The organism is Rhodococcus wratislaviensis, assembly GCF_041228765.1.
In the GTDB taxonomy this organism is placed as follows: Bacteria; Actinomycetota; Actinomycetes; order Mycobacteriales; family Mycobacteriaceae; genus Rhodococcus_F; species Rhodococcus_F wratislaviensis.
This window is the reverse complement of record NZ_CP150488.1, coordinates 1104988-1129910: the sequence shown is the minus strand read 5'-3', so window position 1 is coordinate 1129910 and position 24923 is coordinate 1104988. Positions and strand designations below refer to the sequence as shown.

The window sequence follows — 24923 nt, the reverse complement described above, 5'->3', positions numbered from 1 at the left end:
ATCACCGGTCGATGAAGTCGAATTCGGCGAACTTCGCACCGCCGGAGAGGCGTTCGTACCCGGGACCGCGGTCGAAGAACGGCTCGTCCAGTCCGCGGTCGTTGCGCATCTGCTCGCGCAACGCCTCGGTGGCGTCGACGTCCGCGACCGGTTCCCCGGTCGACGACGCGAGCACCACACCGTAGTCGACGCGCGCACCCTCGGCGGACACCTTGCCCCACAGCACGTCCCGGACGACTTCCTCCACCGGCCGGTCGAGCGGGTCGCCCCAGCCGCCGCCACCGGTGGTGCGGATGCGCACCACTTCGCCGGCCTTGATCGGTTCGGCGTCGGTCAGCGCGTCGAACTCGCGCTCGTTCGGGCCGCCCGGGTCGAGGACCACCGAGAAGGGCCGTCCGGCCTTGCCGCCCTTGACTCCCCAGCAGGAGAGGATCGAGCGGTCGGCGATGGACATGAAGTTCGCGTCCTTGAGCATCCGGATGTGCTTTTCGTAGCCGAGGCCGCCGCGGTACCGTCCGGCGCCGCCGGAATCCTTCGCCAGGCCCAGCTTCTCGACGATGAACGGGAACCGGCTCTCGGTGAACTCGGTCGGCAGGTTCCGCGAGTCGGGAACGACGTGGATGGTGTCCTCACCGTCCGCGTAGTGCCTGCCACCGGAACCGCCGCCGAGCACCTCGCGCATCAGGTACGAGTGCCCGTCGAAGTCCTCGCCGTACACACCCGTGTAGCGGATGGTTTCCTGGTCGGCGGGCATGTTCCCGTCGACGGCCTTCGCGACGACGCCGGCGAGCACACCGAGCAGACGCAGGATCACGAACGTCCGGGCGTTGGTGGGCGCCGGGAAGATCGGGGTGATCAGCGTGCCCTTCTCCGGGAACTTCATCTCGATCAACGGCACGACACCCTCGTTGACGTCGAGTTCCGCCATCCGCTCGGGACTGTCGGCGAGGTTGCGCAGGATCGGCGCGAGCCACTTGATGAGGAAGTTGCCGTCGGCGTAGTCACCGCAGTGGTTGATGGGACCCTTGGCCTGCGGTCCGGTGCCGTTGAAGTCGAGGATGAGGCGTTCGCCGCCCTCGTCCTCCGGGCCGGTCTTGGTGAGCGTGATCCGCTGCCGGTGCAGCATGGGCTCGTCGACGCCGTCGTGTTCGGCGTAGTCCTCCCACGTGTACTCGCCCTTCGGGATCTTGCTGAGGATCTCCCGCCGGTACGTCTCGGTGGTCGCGTCCATCATCGCGTCGAAGCACGCCTCCACGGTGTCGCAGCCGTACCGCTCGAACAGCTCGGTGAGGCGGCGGGCGCCCATGAGGCACGCCGAGCACTCGGCGTCGAGGTCGGCGGCCAGCGCGTCGGGCATCCGCGAGTTGCGGGTCATGATCCGCAGCGCGGCCTCGTTGGGCACACCCTGATCCCACAGCTTGATCGGCGGGACCATGAGGCCCTCCTCGTACACCGTGGTCGCGCCCGAGGGCATCGATCCCGGGCAGCAGCCGCCGATGTCGTCGTGGTGGCCGAACGCCTGCACGAACGCGACGACGGACGGTTCCGCGTCGCCCGGCCGGGTGGCGAACACCGGGACGGTGACGCAGAGGTCGGGGAGGTGGCCGATGCCGCCTTCGGACAGGTAGACGTCGTTGTGGAAGTAGACGTCGCCGGGCTTCATCGTGTCGAGCGGGAAGTCCCGCGCCACCGGGTGCACCAGCGCCGAATACGAACGGCCCGTGAGCTTCCGGAGGTTACGGTCGTGGATGCCGGCGCGGAAGTCGTGCGCGTCGCGGATCATGGGGGAGCGGGAGGTCCGCGAGATCGACGTCTCGACCTCCATCTCGACGCTGGCGAGGTAGCCGGCGACGATCTCCACCAGCACCGGGTCGGGCGTCGTGCCGTCGACCGGTGTCAGCCGGTAGGGCTTGGCCGCCTGCACTGCAACGGGTTCGGTGGTGACGGTCATCGGTTCGCTCCGTTCGAGTCGGCGATCTTGGTGATGCGGATGTTGCCGAAGGTGTCGATCCGCGCCTGGAAACCGGGGTGCACGGGGATGGTCGAGCTGAATTCCTCGATCACCGCCGGACCCTCGAGGACGTCGCCCGCGCCGAGCCGGGCCCGGTCGTAGACCTGGGTGGTGACCCACTCGTCGAAGTACGCCGGACGGGTGCCGGTCACCGCGGACTCGGCCCCGGTCCCCGCCGCGATCTCGTTCAGCGTCGGGCGTTTGATCGGTCCGATGCCGCTGACGCGCAGGTTGACCCACTCGACGTGCTGGTGCGGGTCGCCGCGGAAGTCGTAGCCGTACAGCTCCTGGTGTGCCTGGTGGAATCGCTCCGCGGCCTCGTCCATCAGCTCCTGGGTGACGGGACCCTCACCGACCGGCACCCGGACCTCGAAGGCCTGGCCGAGGTAGCGGAGGTCAGCCGAGCGCGCGTACTTGCGCTCCGACTCCCCGAAGCCCTCGTCGGCGAGTGCGCGTTCCGCCTCGGCGGCGAGCGCGTCCAGCCCCGACTGCAGTTCCTCGATCTCCAGCCGGTCGTGCCTGCAGACGTGGGTCTGCACGTAGTCGTTGCGGACGTCGACGGTGAGCAGCCCGAACGCGGACACGTTGCCCGGGTTCAGCGGGACGAGGACGTCCTTGAGCCCGAGGATGTCGACGAGCCGGCAGGCGAGCAGCGAACCGGATCCGCCGAACGTGACCAGGGTGAAGTCGCGGACGTCGAGACCGCGCTTGACCGTGATCTGCCGCAGCGCGTTGGCCTGGTTCCACGCCGACACCTCGAGGATGCCGGTGGCGCAGGCCTCGAAGCCGAGCTTCAGCTGGTGCGCGAGCTGCTCGACGCCCTTGCGGGCCAGTTCGGTGTCGAGGGGGATCTCGCCGCCGAGCAGGTGGGGTGGGATGCGGCCGAGCAGCACGTGAGCGTCGGTGATCGTCGGCTCGCTGCCGCCCTTGCCGTAGCAGAGGGGGCCGGGGTCGGCGCCCGCCGACTGCGGTCCGACGCGGAGCGTGCCCTCGGGGGTCTGCCAGGCGATGGAGCCGCCGCCGGCGCCGACGGTGACGACGTCGATCATCGGGATCTTCGACGGGTACGCCCCGACCCGACCCTCGGTGGTGAGCGCGGGCTCACCACGGACCACGACGGTGACGTCGGTCGACGTTCCGCCGCCGTCGCACGTGAGGACCTGCTCGACACCCGCGACGCTCGCGATGAGCGCCGCACCGAGTGCGCCTGCCGCCGGGCCGGACAGCACCGTCGTGATCGGCTGGTGCACGACCTCCTTGGCGGAGAGCACGCCGCCGTTCGACTTCATCACGTAGAACGGGATGTCGCGGGCCTCGCCCTCGTCGGACGAGAATTCGCGCAGCCGGTTGGCGATGTTGTTCACGTAGTTGCGGATGTTCGGCTTCACGGCCGCGTCGACCAGCGTGGTGATGGACCGCTCGTATTCGCGGTACTCGCGCAGCACCTGGCTGGAAATGCTCACCGTGGCCTCGGGGTATTCCTCGAGGAGGATGTCGCGCACGCGCGTCTCGTGGCTCGGGTTGGCGTAGGAGTGCATGAGGCACACGCCGATGGTGCGGATGCCGCGGTCGGCGAAGAAGCGGGCGGCCGTGCGGACGTCGTCCTCCACGAGGGGGCGGATCTCGCTGCCGTCGAACGCCAGCCGGCCGCCGATGGTGCGGACGCGGTCGGCGGGAACGATGCGGTCGGGCTTGACCCAGAAGTAGGAGTTGCCGTAGCCGTCGGGGACGGACTGGCGGGCGATCTCGAGCACGTGCTCGTAGCCCTCGGTGGTGATGAACCCGAGGTTCTCGACCTTGCCTTCGAGGAGCTTGTTGGTGGCGACGGTGGTGCCGTGGCTGACGGCGCCGATCGCGTCGCCGGTCTCGCCGAGCTTGGCGAGCACCTTCTCGATTCCGGTGAGGAATCCCTGCGCCGGGTCGGCAGGCGTCGAGGGTGTCTTGGTGGTGACGACGGCTCCGGACTCCTCGTCCACAGCCACGACGTCGGTGAATGTTCCGCCGGTGTCGATACCGACCCGAATCTTTCTGGATTCCACGATTCCTCCTGGGCTCGTCTCGCGTACAGCAATTGCACCGCTTCCGCCGCCCCGTTTCTTTGTCACATATCGCCGAACTCACCGGTCCTCGTTCGGCGCTGCCCGCGACCGGGTGCCCCGCACAGACGACAGCACCCCGAACCGGACGGTTCGGGGTGCTGTGTGACGAGGTGTTCGCGGCGCTACTTCGTGCAGGTGCCCCGCACGAGGATTCCGCCGACGAGAACACCGGCGAGGGCGATACCCGCGCCCAGTGCGGCCGACGCGAGAACGGTTGTCGTGGAGGTTCCCTCGGGTACCCGCACCCGCGCGGCGGCGGCCGCGGGAACCGGGGCTGCCGCCGCGACACCGGCGACCGCAGGCGCCTCGCCCGCCGCCGCGGCGACCTCGGCCGGTGGGATGCCGTTGGCGATCACGCCGTCGATGCCCTTGAAGAACACCCCGGCCATCTTCTTCGCGACACCGGTGATCATCCGCTGCCCGACGCCGCCGACCATGCCGCCGACGACGGCGTCCGCGTCGTAGCTGAGCAGGGTGCCGCCGTCGCGTTCCTCGAGCCGCACCGTCACGTCGGCCTTGACGGTGCCGGGGGCGCCGGCTCCCGATGCCGTCATCACGAACGATTGGGGCCGATTCTGCTGCGACAGAATCACTTCGCCGTCATAGGTGCCCTTGATGGACGCGACACCCGCGGTGATGGACAACTTGTAATGGTTGTCGCTGAGCTGCTCGAGGGACTGCACCCCGGGGATGGTCGCCGCGAGGACCCGTCCGTCCTGCAGGTTGTCGTACACGGCCTCCGGTGGGGCCGTCAGTAGGGCGGTGCCGGCGATTCTCATTCGTTCTCCTTGGTCTGTGACGACGCGTGTGCGAGGCGAAGCTCGAACAACTCTGAAGGGGATATCGGCATGGAAGTGATCGGGATGCCTTCCGCGTCCTCGATCGCCGCCGCGATGACGGCCGACGTCGGGATCACGCCCGCCTCGCCAGCGCCCTTCATCCCGAGGGGATTGAGCCCGGACGGGGTGACGGTGTGGTCCATCTCGAGCGAGTCGGGCATCTCGGTGACGAACGGCATCAGGAAATCCATGTACGACGCGTTGAGCATCTGGCCGTGCTCGTCGTAGACGATCTTCTCGTACAGCGCGCCACCGACACCCTGCGCGACGGCGCCCATGACCTGGCCCTCGACGATCCGCGGGTTGATGACGTTGCCGCAGTCGTGGATCACGGCGTACCGCCGCACGTGGATCTCCGCCGTCACGGGATCGGTTTCGACGATCGCCGCGTGCACGCCGGACGCGAACGTCGACGTCGGGGGCGAGTAGTAGCCGGTGGCCTCGAGCCCGGGCTGTTCGCCCTCCCGGACCGGCGGAATCGTCATGTCCGTATCGGCTTTCGCGAATCCGGTGGCCTGCCTCGACGCGTCGTCGAACGCGTAGCGCAGCGGGTTCGACAGCACGGCGACCACACCCAGCGAGATGGACGTGCCCTCGGCGCCGGGCACCGTACCGATCTTGCACACGTGCCCACCACGAAGTTCCAGTTCGGCGGGATCGAGATTCAGCGCCTCACCGGCGATCGTGCGGGCCTTCTCCGCCACCATCCGCGCGGCCACGTGGAACGCCGAACCCGACATCACCGCGCCACGGGACGCGAACGTGCCGACGGCATAGCCGAATCGGCGGGTGTCGCCGGTGACGATCTCCACGTCGGTGACCGGCACGCCGAGGTCGTCCGCGACGATCTGCGCGAACGCCGTCTGGTGTCCCTGCCCCTGGGTGGTCAGACCCGTTGCGGCCTTGACCTTCCCGGACGTTTCGACGAGGACGTGGGCACCCTCGTACGGGCCCGGTCCGGTGCCTTCCACGTAGGCTCCGATCCCGATGCCCACGGCCCGGCCCTCGGCCTTCGCCTGCTTCTTGTACTCGGCGAACCCGTCCCAGTCGATGAGCTTCTTGAGCTTGTCGATCCCGGCCTGGTAGTTGCCGGTGTCGTAGATCAGGGGGCGACCGTCCTGGAACGTGAGGTGGAAGTCGTACGGCATCTCCTCGGGCCGGATGAAGTTGTGTTCGCGGACCTCGATGACGTCCTTGCCGAGATATTTCGCGATCGCGTCCATCGCCCGTTCCATCGCGAACACGGCCTGCGGGCGGCCCGCCCCGCGGTAGGGCGTGACGATGACGGTGTTCGTGTACAGCGAATACGCGTCCACCCGGAACGACTTCGGCTTGTACGGCCCGAGCACCTGCGTCGAGGTGTTCAGCATGACGATGATGCCGTACGGGAGGTAGGCGCCGTTGTCGTGCCAGAACGTGAAGTCGAACGCGAGGAGTGTGCCGTCGTCGTCGAATCCGACCGTCACTTCCTGGATCTGGCCGCGCTCGTGCGCGCTCGACACGAAGTGCTCACGCCGGTCCTCGACCCACTTGACCTCGCTCGAGATGCCCGCCGTCCCGAGCCGCCGTGCGGCCCAGGTGACCATGACCTCCTCCGGCCACGGGTGGACGATCTTGACGCCGAAGCCGCCGCCGACGTCGGGCGCGATGCAGTGGACCTTGTTGTGCGCCATCTTGAGTCGGGCCGCGATCGCCGCGCGGGCCGACGTCGACGTCTGCGTGGACGTCCAGAACGTGAGCGCCTGCTCGTCGGTGTCCCAGCGCGCGTAGACGCCCTTGCCCTCCATCGGCATCGACGCCGACCGCTCGATCTCGAGGTTCAGGGTCAGCCGGTGCGGTGCGTTCGCCAGTTCCGCGTCCACGTCGCCGAACCCGTGCTGCAGGTGCGCCGCGACGTTGTCGGGGACGTCCGCGTGCACGGCGTTGTCCGCCTGCCGCGCCACGTCGATGCCCACGACCGGTGGGAGCATCTCGTACGTGACATCGATCTTGGCGCACGCGTCCTCGGCGATGTACCGATTGTCGGCGACCACCATTGCGATCGCCTCGCCGACATGGTTCACCTCGTCCTTGGCGAGCGGATACCCGTTGCGCGGCGCGGTGATCGCCGGATGTGGGATGAGGAGGGGGAGGTTCTCCGCCATTTCCGGGGAGTCGTCCGCGAGGTCGTCGTACGTGTAGATCGCGTGCACACCGGGCAGATCGAGCGCCGCATCGATGTCGATCCCCGTGATGCGGGCATGCGCGTGCGGTGATCGGACGAACGCGGCGATGAGCGCGTTGTGGCCCAGGTCGTCGAGGTAGCGGCCGTTGCCGGACAGGAGCCGGGCGTCCTCCGTGCGGGGAATCGGCTTGCCGAACAACTTCTCCGCCGCTGCGGGCGCGTCGGCGCCCTTGGTCCGCGCGGGCTCGGTGCGGGGTTTCGTGACGCTCATGCTCGCCCTGCCCTTCCACCGACGGGGTTGGTCGTGCCGCGGACCTTCGGGTCGAGTGAGGCCCGTGCCGACTCGTCGTCCTTGCCGAGCGGGAATTCGCCCGAACGCTCGCGCTTGATCTCCGCGGCGCGCAGCACGGCCGCCCGGATGTTCTGGTAGCCGGTGCACCGGCAGAGGTTGCCCGCGATCGCGTCGGTGGCCTCCTCGCGGGTGGGCGAGTCGTTCTCCTCGAGGAATGCGGCGATGGTCGTCACGAAGCCGGGAGTGCAGAATCCGCACTGCAGGCCGTGGCAGTCGATGAACGCCTGCTGCACCGGATGCAGCGTGCCGTCGGGTTCGACGAGTCCCTCGACGGTGGTGATCTCCCGGCCCTCGAGGCTCGCCGCGAGCACCAGGCACGACCGCACCGGTTTCCCGTCGAGCAGCACGGTGCATGCGCCGCAGACCCCGTGCTCGCACCCGACGTGTGTGCCCGTCTGGCGCAGATGATGCCGGATCGCGTCGGATGCGAGCGTGCGCGACGGGAGCACCACCGTCTGCGTCACCGCGTTGAGCGTGAACGTCACCGCGACGTGCTGTTCGCCCGTGTCCTCCTGCAGTTCGGCGAGTTGCTCGTCGATGCTGCGCGTTGCCTTTGCCATGGTCACCTTCCTCCCGCCGACGCGTGCACGGCGGCACCGTCGAGCACTGCATCCTGCGCGGCCGCGAACCCGACCCGGGCGGTCAGCGCCGCCACCAGCTGCGACCGGTACCGCGCCGTGGCGTGGATGTCGGGTTCGGTGTCGATCCGCTCCCGCGCGAACTCGGACAGATTCCGCCACAACGGGTCCCGGTCGTCCGTCGCGGACGCACCCCGCAGTACGTCCGTGTAGTCGACGACCTCACCGAGTTCGCCGGCCGACACGTACGTCATCCGGGCCTCCGCGACCGCGCCGCCCTCGACCCGCACCTGCGCCGCGACCCCGACGAGTGCGTAGTCGCCGTGTCTGCGGGCGATCTCGTCGATCGCCGTCCCGACACCGGGCTCGGCGGCCGGGACGGTGACGCTCGTGGCGATCTCGTCCGGCTCGAGCGTCGTTTCGAGCGGCCCGGCGAACAGGTCGGTCGAGCGGATTTCCCGGACCCCGCGCACGGAACGCACGGTGACCGAGCCACCGAGCAGCGCGAGCACGGCCGGCATCTCGGCGGACGGGTCGGCGTGAACGACCGAGCCCACCGTCGTGCCGCGGTTGCGGATGGTCGGGTGTGCGACGAGACGCAGCCCGCGGCCGATCAGCGGCTGCACCTGGGCGGCGCCGCGGTCGGATTCGAGCACCGAATGGGTGGTCAGTGCGTCGAACGTGACACCGAGCTCGCGTGACGACGACACCGCGTCCAGCCGGGGGATCGATCCGATGTCGACGAGATGCGCCGGCGCGGCCAGCCGCATCGAGAGCAACGGGATCAGCGACTGCCCGCCCGCGAGCACCTTTCCCTCGTGAGCCACGTCCGCGAGGATCTGACAGGCCTCGTCGATCGACCGAGGTCGGTGATAAGTCAGTGGCGACGGTTTCATTCCTCAGATCCTGCCCGTATCGTACGCTCGACGTTTCGTGAACTAGTGACAAAACTCACGTGCTGACGATGGCAGATCACGTGAGCTGGCCGACCCGATCCGGGGCCGTTCCGTCGTCCGCGGTCGGCTTCGGGTGGTGTCGGCCGGTGCCGGTGTCGTCGGTGTCCTTCGGGGCGATGACCCGGCACAGGTGGTACATCCCGATCACGACGATCGTGCCGAGCGCGATGCCGCTGAGGGAGAAGCTGTCCGTGAACGTCAGCTCCGTGTCACCGATCGCGATGATCAGGCCGGCGGCGATGGGCATCAGGTTGAGCGGGTTGCCGAAGTCGACGCCGTTCTCCTTCCAGATCTTCGCGCCGAGCAGGCCGATGATCCCGTAGAGCACCACCGTGATTCCGCCGAGCACGCCGCCCGGGGTCGCGGAGATGACGGCACCGAACTTGGGGGAGAAGCCCAGCAGCATCGCGATGACGCCCGCCGCGGCGTATGCGGCCGTGGAGTACACCTTCGTCGCGGCCATGACGCCGATGTTCTCGGCGTACGTCGTCGTGGGGGATCCGCCGACGCTGGTCGCGATGGTGGTGGCCAGGCCGTCGCCGATCAGGGCGCGTCCCATCATCGGGTCGAGGTCGGTCTTGGTGATCTCGGCGACGGCCTTGACGTGTCCGGCGTTCTCCGCGATCAGGGCGATCACACCGGGCAGTACGAGGACGATGAACGTGAGACTGAACGACGGCGCGTGGATGCCCACGATGCCGTTCGCCTCGTCGGAGAACGGCGGAAGCCCGATCCACGACGCCGAGGAGACGCCGTCCCAGTTGACCCGGAAGTGCTCGGTGACCCCGCCGGCGACCGGGTCGTACGACGTGATCATGCCGGTCGTCAGGTCGAGCACCCACGACAGCACGTATCCGAACAGCAGCGTCAGGAAGATCGCGACCCGTCCGAGGAATCCGCGGAGCGCGACGCTCGCCACCACCAGCACGACCATCACCGTCAACGCGACCCACTGGTCCTGCGGCCAGTACGTGCCTGCCACGACCGGGGCCAGGTTGAACCCGATCAGCATCACGACGGCGCCGGTGACCACGGGCGGCAGGATCTTGAACACCACCCCGCCGCCGAGGAAGTGGATCAGCACGCCGATCCCGGCGAGCACGAGACCCGACACCAGGATCGCCCCCGTCACCTGCGCCGAGGTGCCGCCCTGGGCGCGGATGGCGGCGATGCCGCCGACGAACGCGGCCGACGTCCCCAGGTAGCTGGGGATCCGGCCCTTGACGACCAGCAGGAAGAACAGGGTGCAGAACCCCGACATCATCACGGCCAGTTGAGGATTGAGACCCATGATGATCGGGAAGACGAACGTGGCCCCGAACATCGAGACCACGTGCTGCCCGCCGAGCCCGATCGTGCGACCCCAGGTCAGCCGTTCGCTCGGGGCGACGACCTCCCCGGGCGCGATGGTCTTGCCATCTCCGTGCAGTGTCCAGATAGGCATAGGGTGACCTTTCAGACAGGTGACGGTGCAGGGGTGCCGGCGGCCAGCTCCGATGATGTGCCGCATGTCACAGTTGCACCTCGATAGGAGGGAAACGTTATTACAGCGTCAGCCACCCGGCGTGAGAAGAATCTGCCAGTGCGTGCCCGGCGAAATTGGCAACTTTAGGAATTGATGCCGCGCATCGCCATGATCTTGAGGGCGAGAGACAGGTCGAGCCGCAATTCGGGGTGGTCGGTGAACGACCCGAGCATCTTCTCCAGCTTCACCACCCGGTACCGCAGGGTGTTGTAGTGAAAGTGCAGTTGACGTGCGGTTTCGGCGATGTTGATGTTGGTGGCGAGCAGCACCTCGAGGGTGCGCCGCATGTCCTGCGCCTCGGCTGTGTCGGCGGTCAGTTCGCGGAGGGTCTCGGTGGCGAACGACTCGAGTTCGCGGTCGTCCTCGACGAGGCTCAGCAGCCGGTAGACGCCGAGGTCGTCGAAATGCGTCACAGCCCAGGCACCGGTGATCTGCCGTCCCACCTTCAGCGCGGTCCGGGCCTGGCCGTAGAGGGCCGGGATCCCGTCCACCGAGTCCGTCGGCCGGGACACCCCCACCCCGAAGGGCCTGCGCCCGCCGCCGCCGTCGCCGCGCACGTAGGCGACGAGTTCATGGACGAGGTTCATCGTGTCGGTGCCGACACCCATCAGGATCACCGTCTCCGTCGCCAGCGCGGTGACGGCGGCGCCCGTGTCACGGCCCGCGACGGCGCTCGTGAATGCCCGCGCCTGCCGCTCGACGAGGGGCATCCGGGTGGGCATCGACGGCTCGTCCTCGCCGACCGGATCGGGTTCGATCACCACGACGACCACGGGACGGTCCAGGTCCCAGCCGAACGTCTTGGCGTGCGCGACGACGTGCTCGTGTTCGCCGCCGCGGCCGAGCAGCAGGTCCCGCACGAAGTTCGCGCGGTGTTTCTCCTCGACCGAGGACACGATCAGTTCGCGGGCGACCACCAGGGCGCACACCGCCGCCGCCTGCTCGACGAGATACAGGTCTTCGCTGCGCAGCGGGTGCCCGGTGCTGAAGTGCACCAGCCGCCCGTGATCGATGCCGTTGGCCGAAATCGCTGAGACCGCGATGAACTCGTCGCCCAGCCGGTGCAGTCCGAGACCGCCTTCCGTCGAATCGGTGCGGACCCGCCCGGTGGAGTCGAGCGCCGCGCTCGACGCCAGCCGGTTCAGCTCGGACTCGTCGCCTGCCCGGCACAACTGACGTCCGTCGGGTGTCGTGATCAGCACGGCCCCGCCCAGTTCACCCGCAACCGCGACAGCGAGTTCGGCGAATCCTCCGCCGGCCATCACGACGTCGACGAGCACTCTCCGCAGCCGGTCCGCCTCGAACACGGCGTCGACCTGCCGGGCCGACAACTCCGCGAGAGCACCGGACAGCGGGTGGACCTGCGAATACAGGTCTGAGACCACGACGACGGGAAGCCCGAGTTCGTCGGCCGCATCGGACATCTCGGCCGGCAGCGTCGCGGTGGGGTCGTCGAGTCGGATGGCGAGCCCGGAGACGCCTCGCCTGTCGAGCCGGGCCAGGAACGCGTCGATCGGCTCGGCCAGCCGGCCGAGAACCGCGGGCGTGGTGATCAGCAACTGTCCGGCCCGGAGCCACGGTCCGATGTCCGGCACCGCCATCACGGCGACGTTCGACACCTCGCGGGACGTGCCGGTCTCGCCGGCGACCAGGGTCGGGGAGACGAGGAGATCGGACAGCAGCAGGTCGGCGAACGATTGCGGCGCAACGCCCGGACCAGGCCCGTCGCCGGTGTCGGCGGCTGCGCGGAACCCGGGAGCGGAACTACCGACATCCCTCGCCGTCACTGCAACACCCTGCTCACCTGATCCGATACTCGCCCCGGATGGCGCGAAAGTGTGACCTTAAGTCGCGACCCGAATACCCGTCAAACGATGGTCACGCGGTGCACTCGAGCGGACGGCCGGTCCCGGCCGGCGCATCACGGTGGATCGGACCGCTCAGCTGCTGGAGCTCGAGCCCGGTGGTGCCCCGGGTCGTCTTCATCATCTCGGCGAGGATCGACACCGCGGTCTCCTCGGGAGTGCGGGCGCCCAGGTCGAGGCCGATCGGTGAATGCAGCCGCGCCAACTCGGGCGCGGTCGTCCCCTGTTCGCGCAGCAAGGCGACCCGGCGCTCGTGCGTGGCCCGGCTGCCCATCGCGCCGATGTACGCGGCGTCCGATCGCAGGGCGAGCCCGAGCAGCGGAATGTCGAACTTCTCGTCGTGGGTGAGCACCGCGAGCACCGTCCGGCGGTCGACCGGCGCGGTCTCGAGGAACCGGTGCGGCCACATCACGACGACGTCGTCGGCGTCCGGGAACCGGGCCCGCGTCGCGAACACGGCGCGGGCGTCGATCACCGTGACGTGGTAGCCGGCGAACGCGCCCAGCGTGCACATGGCCGCCGCGAAGTCGATGGCCCCGAAGATGTACATCCGCGGTGGGGGCGCGAAGATCTCGACCATGCACACCGTCTCGGACTGCAGCTGATACACCAGCGACTCACCGGCTTCGAGTCGGCGGCGGACACTCTCGACGTCGGTCTCGGGCAGGTCGAGGTCGCCCGCCTGCCGGCCCCCGGTGATCACGCAGCGCCGGGTCCGTGATCCGTCGCCGGTCTCCGTCACGACGGCAATCGACTCACCGCCGCGGATGCGCCGCGCCACCTGCGCGAAGTCCGGGAAGTCGTGGTGCCCGATGCGCTGCACGAACACCTCGATGGTGCCGCCGCACGTCAGACCGACACCGATCGCGTCGTCGTCCGCCACGCAGAACACTTCCGTCCGGCTGCGCCCGTCGGCCAGCACGTCCCGCGCCGTCTCGTACAGCGCGCTCTCGACGCACCCACCGGACACGCTTCCGAGCACCTCACCGGATTCCGACACGGCCATCGCCGCGCCCGGTGCCCGCGGGGACGACTTCCAGGTGCGCACCACCGTGGCGAGGGCGAAATTTTCGCCGCGGCCGAACCACGATTCCAGGCCCGTCAGGATGTCGCGCATCGTCTCGTCCTCCTCGGGTTTCTTCGGTAGCTCACGCTAACCGGCGGCGGCAGCCCGTCGCGGCACACAATGCGCCGAAATCCCCAGCGGCCGCTTGTGCATTCTCGCCATCGCTATCGTTCCGCAGGTCCGCAATTCTCGGACGGTCCCCCTTCCTTCACAGAGAACCGAGGATCCACCATGAACCAGTTGCTCAGCGGGATCCGGGTCCTCGACCTCACGCGGGCCCTCGCCGGACCGCTGTGCACGGCACTGCTGTCCGATTTCGGCGCCGACATCATCAAGGTCGAGACCCGTTCCGGTGGCGACAGTTCCCGGCAGTGGCCGCCGTTCGACGGCAGCGACAGCCTGTACTTCGCGTCCGTCAACCGCGGCAAACGCTCCGTCGCGCTCGACATGCGCAGCGAGCAGGGCCGGAAACTGCTGCGCCGCATCGCCGTCGGCGTGGATGTCATCGTGGAGAACTTCCGCCCCGGCGTCCTCGCGGACATGGGACTCGACCAGGAGTCGCTCGCCGAGGACAACCCCGGAGTGATCGTCATGAGTGTCAGCGGTTTCGGACCGACCGGCCCCGAGCAGTTCTCGCCGGGACTCGATCAGGTCGCGCAGGGCATGTCGGGTCTGATGTCGGTGACCGGCGCAGGCGACCACACCCCGATGCGCGTCGGCATCCCGATCATCGATACGGTGTCCGGTATCTATGCGGCGCTGGGCATCACGGCGGCGCTCGTGTCCCGGGGCCGTGACGGCGCCGGTCATCACGTGCAGACGTCCCTGCTCGAATCGGCCCTGTCGATCATGTCGTTCCAGGCGCAGAACTACCTGAGCACCGGCCGCGTCGCGGAGCCGAACGGCAACACGCACCCCACCATCACGCCGTACGGCACATTCGACACCGCTGATTTCCCCATCATCATCGCGACCGGCTCGGACCGGCACTGGGAGTCGCTGTGCGAGGTTCTCGGGGATCCCGCACTCGCCGACCGGCCCGAATACCGCACCGGCCAATCACGACTCGCGCACCGGGATCGGCTCACCAAGGAACTTCTCGACCTGCTGTCGGTGCGGCCGGCCGCCGACTGGGTGACGCTCATTCGCGCGGCGGGTATCCCGTGCGGTCCCGTTCACACGATCGATCAGGCCTTCGCCGACCCGCAGGTGCAGGCGCTGAAGATGGTGCAACCGGTGGCCACGCCGGACGGCGGGGAGGTGCCGCTGGTCCGGGGTCCGTTCTGGGTGGACGACGAGACCCTGCCGATCCGGAATGCGCCGCCGATGGTGCTGGGACAGGACACGGCCGAGGTGCTCGGTGAATTCGGGCTGAGCGACCAAGACATCGAGGGGCTGCGGCGAGACCTGGTGATCTGACGCCCGCGTCGGCCGTGGCCCCCTCACAACCGGGCGGCCACGGCCAGCGCCACGTGCTCACACCACGGCCGCGCGACGACCTGCACGCCGATCGGCAACCCGGACTTCGTGTTTCCCACCGGAACGACGACGGACGGCAGACCCGTGACGCTGATCGCGCGGCAACTCGCCAGGGCCTGCGCCCAGGTGAGTGACTGCCCACCGACGTCGAACAGTTCTTCGCCGAGCGGCGGCGCCGGGATCGAGGCGACGGGAAGGACGAGGACGTCCCCCATCTCGCCGAGCAACCGGTGGACGAGGTCCGACCGCTGCGCCCACAGTCGCTCGACCACTTGCCGATCCACGTCCCGCACGCCGGAGAGCATGGTGGCGATGTTCGCCCCGAAGTCGGTGCCGAGTTCCTCGATGTCGGTGTGGGTTTCGACCGACCGCAACGTCCCGAACAGGTCATTCCCCTCCGCCAGCGCCCCGCCCTCGTACGGGCGGGCACCGAGCCGTCGGGCAGCACCTGCAACGGCCGCGACGATCTCGTCGCCGACGGGCACGGTCCCGTCACCGGGCGCCCACGTGATGTCGAGGCGCGCGAGGTCCACCGAACCCGGGTCCGTCCAGCGATACTGCCGGGACGAGAGCACCCGCAGCACCAGCGCCGCGTCGTCGAGGGTCCGTGCCATCGGACCGATCGTCTGCAGTGTGCCGTGCATGGTCGCCGGATTGGTCAGCAGGTGATCGCCCGACGGGACACCGGGATACTGCCCGTCGGGGTCCACCCGGCCGATCGTCGGGCGCACGGAGCGCAGTCCCGTGCAGTGGGCAGGCCAGCGGACCGAGCCGCCGAAGTCGGTGCCGAGACCGACGACACTCATCCCGGACGCGACCGCCGCCGCCTCACCGCCGCTCGAACCGCCGGGGGAGCGGGGGACGCCGCCGGGCCGGAGGGGGTTCACGGTGTACCCGAACAGGTCGTTGTGCGTGAGGCCGCTGGCCCCGAACTCCGGGGTGTTCGTCTTCCCGACGAGAATCGCGCCGGCCGCCCTCATCGCGGCCACCGCGGGTGCGTCGACAGAAGGCACGTTGTGCTCGAGCGCCCGCGACCCCGCCGTCGTCCGGACACCCGCGGTCGCGATCAGGTCCTTCACCGTGAACGGGACCCCGGCCAGCGGACCGACGTCCTCCCCTCGGCCGATCCGGGTGTCGAGGTCGTCGGCGGCCCGGATCGCCTGATCCTCGGCGACGGTGACGAGAGCATTCAGCTCCGGATTCCGAGCCTTGATGTGCGCCAGGTGGTCGTCGAGCACCTGGCTCGCGGACACCTCCCGGTTCGTCACCGCGCGGGCGATCGTCTGCGCGTCCGAGCCGACCCAGCTGCCGTCGTTACCCCACACATGTCCTCCTCGGCTCGTGTGCTCAGGGGTCGACGCTAGAGGTCCCCGAACCCGCCGCACACGGCCATGGTGCACAGGAATCCGCCGCCCGAGCTGTGAAGAGTTGATACTTCGCCGCGCTACGGGCTCTGGGAGGATCAGGTGATGCTCTCGCCCTGGGTCCGCCTCGCCGCCGCGCTGTTCGCGGTCAGCTGGGGTGCCAACCAGTTCGCCCCGATGCAGCTCGTCTACCGCGAACATCTCGGTCTCGGGAATGGTTCGTTCACCGCAATGCTCGCGTCGTATGTCGTCGGGCTCGTACCCGCCCTGCTGTACTTCGGGCGCGTGTCCGACCGGTTCGGCCGGCGCGCGGTGATCCGCCCGATGATCCCCGTCGGCATCGTCTCCTCCCTCGTCCTCATCGCGGGCGCCGCCGTCCCCGACCTGCTCTACCTGGGCCGGGTGCTGGCCGGACTGGCCTCCGGCATGGCGTTCGGCGCCGGAACCGCCTGGATGAAGGAACTCAGCTCCACCGCGCCCTCCGGGGCGGGTGCGCGCCGCGCCGCCATGTCGTTGTCCGCGGGATTCGGTTGCGGAGCCCTGTTCGCCGGCGTAATCGCGCAGTGGCTGCCCGCCCCCGAACTACTCCCGTACCTCGTGCACATCGCGTTGATGGTCGGCGCCCTGGCGCTGGTGTGGGCGGTGCCCGACGAGCGGATCCGTTCGACCGACCTCACCGCGACACCCCTGTCGGTGCTGGCGACGCCCCAGTTCCGGTTGGGCATCGCGCCCTGGGCACCGTGGGTGTTCGGTGTGGCGACCGTGTCGTTCGCGACCCTTCCGCCGCTCGTCTCCGAGTCGCTGCGCTCCACGTCGGTGGCGTTCACCGGGCTGGTGGCGGCACTGACCCTGATCACCGGGGCGGTGATCCAGCCGTGGGCCAAACGGTGGCCGCAGCAGGACGACGCCGTCACCGGGATCCGGATCGGCATCACCCTCGGGGTGCTGGGCTTCGGCGCCGCGACCGTGGTCGCGTATACGGACGGTGCGCTGTCCGTCGCCGCGATCGTCGTCGCGGCCTTCCTCCTCGGATCTTGCTACGGCATCCTGCTCGGCTGCGGTCTCGCGTCCGTCGAAAGACTGGCGCCGGCCGACGAACTCGCGCAGACCGTGGCGGTGTTCTACTGCCTGATCTACGTCGGCTTCGCCGTCCCGTTCGTCATTTCACTTCTTGCCCCGCACCTCGGCTACGCCACCTGCTTCGCGGGGTCGGCGCTGCTGATGCTGCTGTCCGTGGCAGTGGGCCGGAAGGTGAAGGACCGGCACCTCACCCGCACGTGAGCGGCAAAGCGTGTCCGGGCACGCTTTGCCGCTCACGTGGGGGTTACCGTCCGGTCGCGCCGCACTCGCCGCACGCGGGCACCAGCGCCTCACTGCGCAACTGCGGCGCACCGGCCCGCGACCGCACCGGGAGCAGCGGCGGCCACGGCCAGTGCTGGCCGAGGCGGCCCCGCGCACGCAGGAAGCCGAGGCCGAGCACGAGCCCGAAGATCAGGTGCCCGATCAGCGACAGCGTGATCGTGGTCGGCGTGAGCGGAAACATGTCGTGCTGTCCGCGTGGCGACAGGGCGACCGTTCCGATGAGCCCGGCCCATACCGGGAACACCGCGAAGGTGACGAACGCGAGGAGGACGACGCGGCGTGACCGATGTTGGAGGCCGAGCGCGAGGGCGATGAGGAAGAACGCGATTCCGATGCCGCCGCCGTCGCCGAGGTAGCGCCACAGGTACCCGACGATCGCGCCGGTCCGGGTGTCGGTTCCCGAGTGGAGCCACGTCCCCATCTTCGGAATGAAGTCGCCCCACATCCCGAGCAGATACACGGTGTCGAGGCGGAAGACGTCGTAGGCCAGACACGCGAACATCCCCCAGCCGAGGCCATGGCCGACGATGCGGTCGATCGGGTGCGGAGCGAACACGCACAACACGGCGAGGGTGGCGGCGAGCGGAATGATGACCAGCGCACCGGTGGCGTTCATCGGCACGACGCCGAACACCTGCGCCGAGATCGCGAGCAGCGGCAGGGACGCAAGCAGCAGGTACAGGCCGATCCGGGCAAAGGCCCAGTGGTGACGGACCGGCTTCGGGACGGATTCGGCGGCGGGCATGGCCGCGCCCGGCGGATCATGTTCGTGGACGTCGGGGACGGTGGTGCCGAGGATGCGGGGCATGCGACGGGTTCCTTTCGATCGCGGGACTACTCTCTCCGAGTGGTCGGTTTTCGAGATTCCCAGCGTCCGTCGAGTGCCCGGCCTGCGAATAGTCCCCCGAGGGGTGGTGATAGCCACCCCTGCACGCACCGTGTGCGCTCTTTCGCCCGGGTCGCCCCGCTCAGTAGGCGCGCCCGAAGATCACCCGCTTGCCGTACGCCGACGCCGCGCCGCATCGCACGCACACACCTGTCTCCGGTTCGCCGCCCAGGGGAACGCACCGCGGGGTCGCAGCGGTCAGGGACTTGATCTCCTCCTCGCACGTGGAACTCCCGCAGTGCAGTGCCAGTCCCCACCCGGTCGACACCGCATCCGCGAAGGCCTCCCAGTTGTCGACGGTTCGAGTGTGGCTGTCGCGGAACGCGGTCGCACGAGCGAGCAGAAAGGCCTGAAAGTCGTCCAGGACCCCCGGCATGGTCTCGGGCAGGGAGTCGATCGGCACGGCCTGCTTGCCGTCGCCGAGTCTTCTCACCATCATCACGGTGCCGGCCTCCAGATCCCGCGGACCGAGTTCGAGCCGGATCGGAACGCCGCGCATCTCCCACTCGTTGTACTTGAACCCCGGGGTGAGCTGCGGGCGGGCATCGACATGGGCACGCACTCCTGCCGACCGCAGGCGGCGGGCCAGGTCGTCGGCCGCGTCCTCGACGGCAACGTTGCCGCCACGGGTGATCGGCACGATCACCACCTGGTGGGGCGCCAACCGCGGCGGGAACACCAGGCCCTTGTCGTCCCCGTGAGTCATGACGATGCCACCGATCATCCGGGTGCTCATTCCCCAGGACGTGGTGTGACACAACTCTTCCCGATCCGCCTCGCCGGTATAGCGGATATCGAACGCCGACGCGAAGTTGGTGCCCATGTAATGCGAGGTGCCGGACTGCAGCGCACGGCCGTCACGCATCATCCCCTCGATCGTGTAGGTCGCCACCGCACCGGCGAACCGTTCTCCCGGCGTCTTCTCACCCGGGACCACCGGCATCGCGGCCAGCTCACGCGCCACCTCGTGATAAATGTCGAGCGCCAGCATCGTCTCGCGGCGGGCGGCCGCCTCGTCGGCATGCGCGGTGTGGCCCTCCTGCCACAGAAATTCCGTGGTGCGAAGAAACATTCGAGGCCGTAGCTCCCACCGCACCACGTTCGCCCACTGGTTCAGCAGCAGCGGCAGGTCGCGGTGCGAACTGATCCATTTGGCCATCATCTCGCCGATGATCGTCTCCGACGTCGGCCGCACCACCAGCGGCTCTTCGAGCATCTTCCCGCCGGCATGGGTGACCACCGCCAGTTCCGGAGAGAACCCTTCGACATGTTCCGCTTCCCGCCCGAGGTAGCTTTCCGGAATCAGCAACGGGAAGTACGCATTCTCGTGACCGGTGTCCTTGATGCGGCGGTCCAACTCGGACTGCAACAGCTCCCACAGCCGGTACCCGTACGGTCGGATCACCATGGTGCCCTTGGCCGGACCCCGGTCCACGAGGCCCGCCTTGAAGACCACCTCGTTGTACCAGGCAGCGAAGTCCTCACTCTGGGCTGTCACACCACGCTCATCCCGTGCCATGCCCACACAGACTACTCGGGAGGAGCTGACAATTTCTCCGACTGCGTCGCCGGCGCGGCATCGTTGATGGCCACGGCCGGCGGCACGACCTCCGGTCCGATTCCGGCTGCAGGGGCACGGTCAGGTGGTGCTGTCCTCGAATCCGCCTGTGCGGGTGCTCCGTATCAGCAGGTTCAACTCGGCGCCGGCCGTGCAGGCGCGGGAGATGTCCACCACCCCGTCTCGTCGGAGTTCGGCGGTGATGCGGGAGAAGCGGTTGATGGCGTCCGCAGTGCGTTCCTGCCATACGACCACCTGGTCGTCGCCTCCGGTGTCGAGATCGAGGATGGCCCCGACGAGCGCATGATGGCGTTCGGCGAGGTCGTCGCGCACTGTCGCGGCCGCCATCGCATCCCACCAGGTGGTCGTGACGTGGTGTTCGAGGCGGCCGGTCAACCAGGTCAGTCCGAGGACGGAGTCCGTTCGGGCATGGATGGCCGCGGCAGCCTCGACGGAGCAGCCGCCATGTCGGGCGGTCTCGATCAGGTCGAGGACCTCGCCGAGGAATCGCAGTCTCTCGGTGGTCTCGGCGATCGTGGTCGGGTGGGGACGGTGTGCCACCAACTCGCGAACGCTGGGACGGTACCGGTCGATCTCCGCCTCGACGTTCAGTGGGGCGGGGCGGCGGCGCAGAATCCACGAGGCGGTGTGCTCGATGAAGTGCTGGAGAGCGCGGAGGAGGTTCCAGCGTTCGGCCTGCGTGACGTCGGTGCGCTGTTCGGCGTCCGACCACAGTTCGTCGATGTCGAACACGGCCCGGACAACTGCGTAGGCCCGGGCCACTGCCGGGGTTGTGACGCCGAGGCGTTCGTCGAGTTGATAGATCAGGCCGGGGCCTACGTGGTTGATCAGGTCGTCGGCGATCTTCGTCGCCACGATCTCGCGGGCCAGGCGGTGGCCGCGGATCTCCTCCTCGGAGAGTTGTTCGCGGATCCGAGGCGGGAAGTATGCCGACAGGGCCGACGCGAAGACCGGTTCGTCCGGAACGGATGAATTGAGCAGGTCCTGCTGAACCACGTTCTTCGACTGAGCGAGGAGGATGGCGATCTCGGGTCGTGTCAGCCCGAGACCGGCCTGCGTCCGCGACACCAGCTCTTTCTTTGTCGGCAGAACCTCGGTGGCCCGGTTGATGCCGTTGTTGTGTTCGAGGTTGTCGATGAGCCGCTCGTGACGGTTCAGTAGCTGCGGGGCCTGAGAGGAGGCGAGACTGATTGCCAGCGTTTGACTCTCGCTGTTGCAGAGTACTGCGTCGGCAACGTCCGGGCGTGACGCGGAGAGTAGGGCGTTGCGCTCGTCATGGTTGATTCGCCCGCTGCGCACGGCGCCGTCGAGAGCAATCTTGAGATTGACCTCGAGGTCTGACGTGGCGACGCCGGCGGCGTTGTCGATGAAGTCGGCATTGATCCGACCCCCTCCGAGCGCGTATTCGATGCGTGCCCGCTGCGTCAGCCCGAGGTTGCCGCCTTCTCCGATCACGGCGCAGCGCAGTTGGGCCGCGTCCACTCGCACCGAATCGTTGACCGGATCGGCTGCATCGGCGTGGGTTTCGGTCGACGCTTTGACGTACGTGCCGATTCCGCCGTTCCACAACAGATCGACGCGGGCCGACAGGATGGCCTTGATCAGGTCGTTCGGTGAGATCAGATTCTGCTGCACGCCCAGGAGTTTCTGGGCCTCGGGCGAGAGCGAGATCCGCTTGGCGGTGCGCGGCCAGATGCCGGCACCGGCGGACAGGGTGTTGCGGTCGTAGTGATCCCAGGTGGTTCCGGGGAGTGTGAATAGGCGCTGACGTTCGGCGAACGCGCGGGCAGGGTCGGGGTCGGGGTCGATGAAGATGTGCCGGTGGGCGAAGGCGGCGACCAGCTTGATCGACTCGGACAGCAGCATTCCGTTGCCGAAGACGTCACCGGACATGTCGCCGACGCCGACGACGGTGAAGAGGTCGGTTTCGACGTCTACGTCGAGTTCGTCGAGGTGCCTGCGCACCGAGACCCAGGCGCCGCGGGCGGTGATGCCCATGGCTTTGTGGTCGTATCCGCTCGAGCCGCCGGAGGCGAATGCATCTCCGAGCCAGTAGCCGGCGTCGAGGGCGATGTTGTTGGCTAGGTCCGAAAACGAGGCCGTTCCTTTGTCGGCGGCCACGACGAGGTAGGTGTCGGGGCCGTCGTGGGTGACGGTGCGCTGCGGTGCGATGGTGTGACCGTCGACGATGTTGTCGGTGACATCGAGAAGTCCCCTGATGAACGTCGTATATGCCTCTGCGGGGGTGATGTTCGGATTCTTGCGGACGAATGCGCCCTTGGCGCCGACGGGAACGATCGGGGAGTTCTTGACCGTCTGGGTTTTCATCAAGCCCAGCACTTCGGTGCGGTAGTCCTCGGGGCGGTCGGAGAATCGCAGCCCGCCACGCGCGACGGCGCCGCTGCGCAGGTGGATTCCCTCGACGTCGTTGGCGTAGACGTAGATCTCGCGGTAGGGAACAACCGGCCCGGTCAGCGCGAGTCTGCTCGAGTCGAGCGTGAAGGAGGCGTACGGCTTCGCCGTGCCCGTGGCATCGGTCTGGTACCAGTTCGTGCGCAGGCACGCGGTGACGAACGACTCCAGCGACCGCATGATCCGGTCTTCGTCCAAGGTCGTTGCGGCATCCAGGTGTTCACGCACGGCCGAAACAGTCTCCGCGACAGCCGTATCTCGGTCGTCGAGGTCGGGATCGAACCGCGCACCGAAGTAGTGCACGAGAGACTCGGCGAACTCGGTGTGCCGCAGCAGGGTGTCGATGACGTAGCTCTCGGACAGGCCGAGCCCCGCTTGACGGACGAATCGGCTTGCCGCACGGATGAGAACGATCGCCCTCCAGGACAAGCCGGCGGCGACGATCAACTTGGCGAAGTCGTCGATTTCGAAGCCGTGGAGCGTCTGCGCCTCGAAGGCTTCCGACACCCGGCTCAGTGACCGGCGTCGTGACACTCTCGGTGCCTGGAACGTGAATTTGTGGAGTGCGGCCGCGGTGGACATGCCGGGAGGCAGCGGCAGGGTGTCTCGGTCCGCGACGCGCAATCCGAAGTGCTCGAAGAGATGTGCGACGTCGGCGAGGAGAGGTGTGCCGTTCGGCCAGAGGATGACGGCTTCGGCGGTGTTGCCTCCGGTCGTGTCGGACAGAAAGATCATCCGCGGCGTTCCCGATCGGTCGCTGCTGGTGAGCAGTAGTCGGCCGATTGCCTCGCCGACGTCCACAGCCAGGGGTGATTCGAGTTGATCTGCCATTGTGGCGCCGTTGCCCATCGCAGTGTCCTTCCCAAGTCTCGGTGCAGCAAGTGTGCGTGTCCGTCGCCGAAACCGGGTTAGCCGGGAGGGCCATGATCGGTCGTCGAAATGTACAGCTCGGCCATGTCCTGCTGGGCGACTTCGCCCATACAGTCTCGGTAAACCGACTGGAGGACACGACATGACTGCTGTGCACACACCCGTCGGCGGACCGCAGCTCGAGCAGGTACGCCGCATCGTCACCGAGGTACCCGGACCCCGCTCCCGGGAACTGGCAGCCCGCCGTAGTGCCGCCCTCCCCGCAGGCTTGACCAGCGGCGCGAACATCTACACCGCGGCCGCCGGTGGCGGAGTCCTCGTCGACGTCGACGGCAACTCGTTCATCGACTTCGGTAGCGGTATCGCCGTGACCACCGTCGGCAACGCTGCACCGCGTGTGGTCGAGCGGGCTTCCCGCCAGCTGGCGAAGTACACGCACACCTGTTTCCTCGCCACCCCGTACGAGCCGTACATCGAGGTGGCCGAGGCGCTCAACCGGCTCACCCCCGGTGATCACGAGAAGCGCACGGCGCTGTTCAACACCGGCAGCGAGGCGGTGGAGAACGCCGTCAAGTACGCGCGGGCGGCCACCGGCCGGCCCGCGGTCGTCACCTTCGACCACGCCTTCCACGGGCGCACGCTGATGACCATGACGATGACGGCGAAGAACCAGCCGTACAAGAGCACCTTCGGTCCCTTCGCACCCGAGGTGTACCGCGCACCGATGGCCTACCCCTACCGGTGGCCGAGCGGCGCCGAGAACGCGGCCGACGAAGCGTTCGCCCAGTTCGAGATGCTGGTGGATTCGCAGATCGGCGCCGACGCCGTGGCCTGCGTCGTGGTCGAACCCATTCAGGGCGAGGGCGGATTCATCGTCCCCGCCGACGGTTTCCTGCGCCGCATCGCCGACTTCTGCCGGGACCGCGGAATCCTGTTCGTCGCCGACGAGGTGCAGGCCGGCATCGCCCGCACCGGCAACTGGTTCGCCTCCGAGCACGAAGGCATCGTGCCGGACCTGATCGTGACCGCGAAGGGGCTGGCCGGCGGTATGCCGCTCGCCGCGGTCACCGGGCGCGCCGACATCATGGACACCGCGCACGCCGGCGGCATCGGCGGCACCTACAGCGGCAACCCCGCCGCCTGCGAGGCCGCTCTCGGTGTCTTCGACACCATCGAAGAGGAGAACCTGCTCGCGCGGGCGCAGGCCATCGGCGACCTCATGTTCCGCGAACTGCGCGACATCGCCGCCCACACCGACATCATCGGCGATGTCCGGGGTCGCGGTGCCATGGTGGCGATCGAACTCGTCCAGCCCGGCACGAAGACCCCCAATCGCGAGGCCGTCGCCGAGATCAACCGCTTCTGCCTCGCCCACGGTCTGCTCACCCTGACCGCGGGCACCTTCGGCAACGTCCTGCGTTTCCTTCCCCCACTGTCGATCTCGGACGAACTCCTCATGGAAGGCTTCTCGGTCCTTCGGGAAGCCTTCGCCGCTCTGTAGTACCCCACACCCGAA

The 24923-nt window shown here is 68.3% G+C and carries 16 protein-coding genes; 3 read left to right on the top strand and 13 right to left on the bottom strand.

What is annotated here, in order from left to right; genetic code table 11:
• Position 1: 1 nt before the first annotated feature.
• The 9 genes from WKC72_RS05045 to WKC72_RS05005 form a co-directional block, all read right to left on the bottom strand.
• Positions 2–1951: a hydantoinase B/oxoprolinase family protein gene (locus tag WKC72_RS05045; RefSeq protein WP_037230228.1), complete on the bottom strand. Its 1950-nt coding sequence runs from the start codon at positions 1949–1951 to the stop codon at positions 2–4.
• On the bottom strand, positions 1948–4050 hold the full coding sequence (locus WKC72_RS05040; RefSeq protein ID WP_370181916.1) for a hydantoinase/oxoprolinase family protein: 2103 nt from the start codon (positions 4048–4050) through the stop codon (positions 1948–1950). The genes WKC72_RS05045 and WKC72_RS05040 overlap by 4 nt, the downstream gene beginning before the upstream one ends.
• Before the next feature lie 182 nt (positions 4051–4232).
• Positions 4233–4889: a carbon monoxide dehydrogenase subunit G gene (locus tag WKC72_RS05035; RefSeq protein WP_037230233.1), complete on the bottom strand. Its 657-nt coding sequence runs from the start codon at positions 4887–4889 to the stop codon at positions 4233–4235.
• Positions 4886–7384 (bottom strand): aerobic carbon-monoxide dehydrogenase large subunit, encoded by a 2499-nt coding sequence (cutA, locus tag WKC72_RS05030; protein WP_370181914.1) that lies wholly within the window; start codon positions 7382–7384, stop codon positions 4886–4888. Before cutA ends, WKC72_RS05035 begins: the two co-directional genes overlap by 4 nt.
• The gene (locus tag WKC72_RS05025; RefSeq protein WP_037230237.1) at positions 7381–8025 is read right to left on the bottom strand and encodes a (2Fe-2S)-binding protein; all 645 of its coding nucleotides are present in this window, start codon (positions 8023–8025) and stop codon (positions 7381–7383) included. Before WKC72_RS05025 ends, cutA begins: the two co-directional genes overlap by 4 nt.
• A gap of 2 nt (positions 8026–8027) precedes the next feature.
• The gene (locus tag WKC72_RS05020) at positions 8028–8939 is read right to left on the bottom strand and encodes a xanthine dehydrogenase family protein subunit M (protein WP_370181913.1); all 912 of its coding nucleotides are present in this window, start codon (positions 8937–8939) and stop codon (positions 8028–8030) included.
• 76 nt (positions 8940–9015) lie between these two features.
• Positions 9016–10443, bottom strand: coding sequence for a uracil-xanthine permease family protein (locus WKC72_RS05015; RefSeq protein WP_037230240.1), 1428 nt, complete (start codon positions 10441–10443; stop codon positions 9016–9018).
• A gap of 164 nt (positions 10444–10607) precedes the next feature.
• Positions 10608–12311: a PucR family transcriptional regulator gene (locus WKC72_RS05010; RefSeq protein ID WP_370181912.1), complete on the bottom strand. Its 1704-nt coding sequence runs from the start codon at positions 12309–12311 to the stop codon at positions 10608–10610.
• A gap of 91 nt (positions 12312–12402) precedes the next feature.
• The gene (locus tag WKC72_RS05005) at positions 12403–13506 is read right to left on the bottom strand and encodes an XdhC family protein (RefSeq protein ID WP_370181911.1); all 1104 of its coding nucleotides are present in this window, start codon (positions 13504–13506) and stop codon (positions 12403–12405) included.
• Between the two features lie 180 nt (positions 13507–13686).
• On the opposite strand from WKC72_RS05005, the gene WKC72_RS05000 reads away from it, so the two are divergent.
• The gene (locus WKC72_RS05000) at positions 13687–14874 is read left to right on the top strand and encodes a CaiB/BaiF CoA transferase family protein (RefSeq protein ID WP_370181910.1); all 1188 of its coding nucleotides are present in this window, start codon (positions 13687–13689) and stop codon (positions 14872–14874) included.
• 23 nt (positions 14875–14897) lie between these two features.
• Here the strand turns inward: WKC72_RS05000 and WKC72_RS04995 are convergent, their stop codons facing one another.
• On the bottom strand, positions 14898–16259 hold the full coding sequence (locus WKC72_RS04995) for an amidase (protein WP_370181908.1): 1362 nt from the start codon (positions 16257–16259) through the stop codon (positions 14898–14900).
• A 144-nt stretch (positions 16260–16403) separates the two neighbouring features.
• Between WKC72_RS04995 and WKC72_RS04990 the strand changes: the two genes are divergently transcribed.
• Positions 16404–17579, top strand: a complete 1176-nt coding sequence (locus tag WKC72_RS04990) for an MFS transporter (RefSeq protein WP_370181907.1) — start codon at positions 16404–16406, stop codon at positions 17577–17579.
• Positions 17580–17622: 43 nt separating this feature from the next.
• On the opposite strand, the gene WKC72_RS04985 is transcribed toward WKC72_RS04990, so the two are convergent.
• From WKC72_RS04985 to WKC72_RS04975, 3 genes are all read right to left on the bottom strand, one after another.
• On the bottom strand, positions 17623–18468 hold the full coding sequence (locus WKC72_RS04985; protein WP_370181906.1) for a hypothetical protein: 846 nt from the start codon (positions 18466–18468) through the stop codon (positions 17623–17625).
• Between the two features lie 160 nt (positions 18469–18628).
• Positions 18629–20065, bottom strand: a complete 1437-nt coding sequence (proS, locus tag WKC72_RS04980; protein WP_370181905.1) for a proline--tRNA ligase — start codon at positions 20063–20065, stop codon at positions 18629–18631.
• A 120-nt stretch (positions 20066–20185) separates the two neighbouring features.
• A complete protein-coding gene (locus WKC72_RS04975) occupies positions 20186–23386 on the bottom strand; it encodes an NAD-glutamate dehydrogenase domain-containing protein (RefSeq protein WP_370181904.1) in 3201 nt (1066 codons plus the stop codon).
• A 163-nt stretch (positions 23387–23549) separates the two neighbouring features.
• Here WKC72_RS04975 and gabT point away from each other — a divergent pair, with 163 nt between their 5' ends.
• Positions 23550–24908 (top strand): 4-aminobutyrate--2-oxoglutarate transaminase, encoded by a 1359-nt coding sequence (gene gabT / locus WKC72_RS04970; RefSeq protein ID WP_112299982.1) that lies wholly within the window; start codon positions 23550–23552, stop codon positions 24906–24908.
• The last annotated feature ends 15 nt before the right edge of the window (positions 24909–24923 follow it).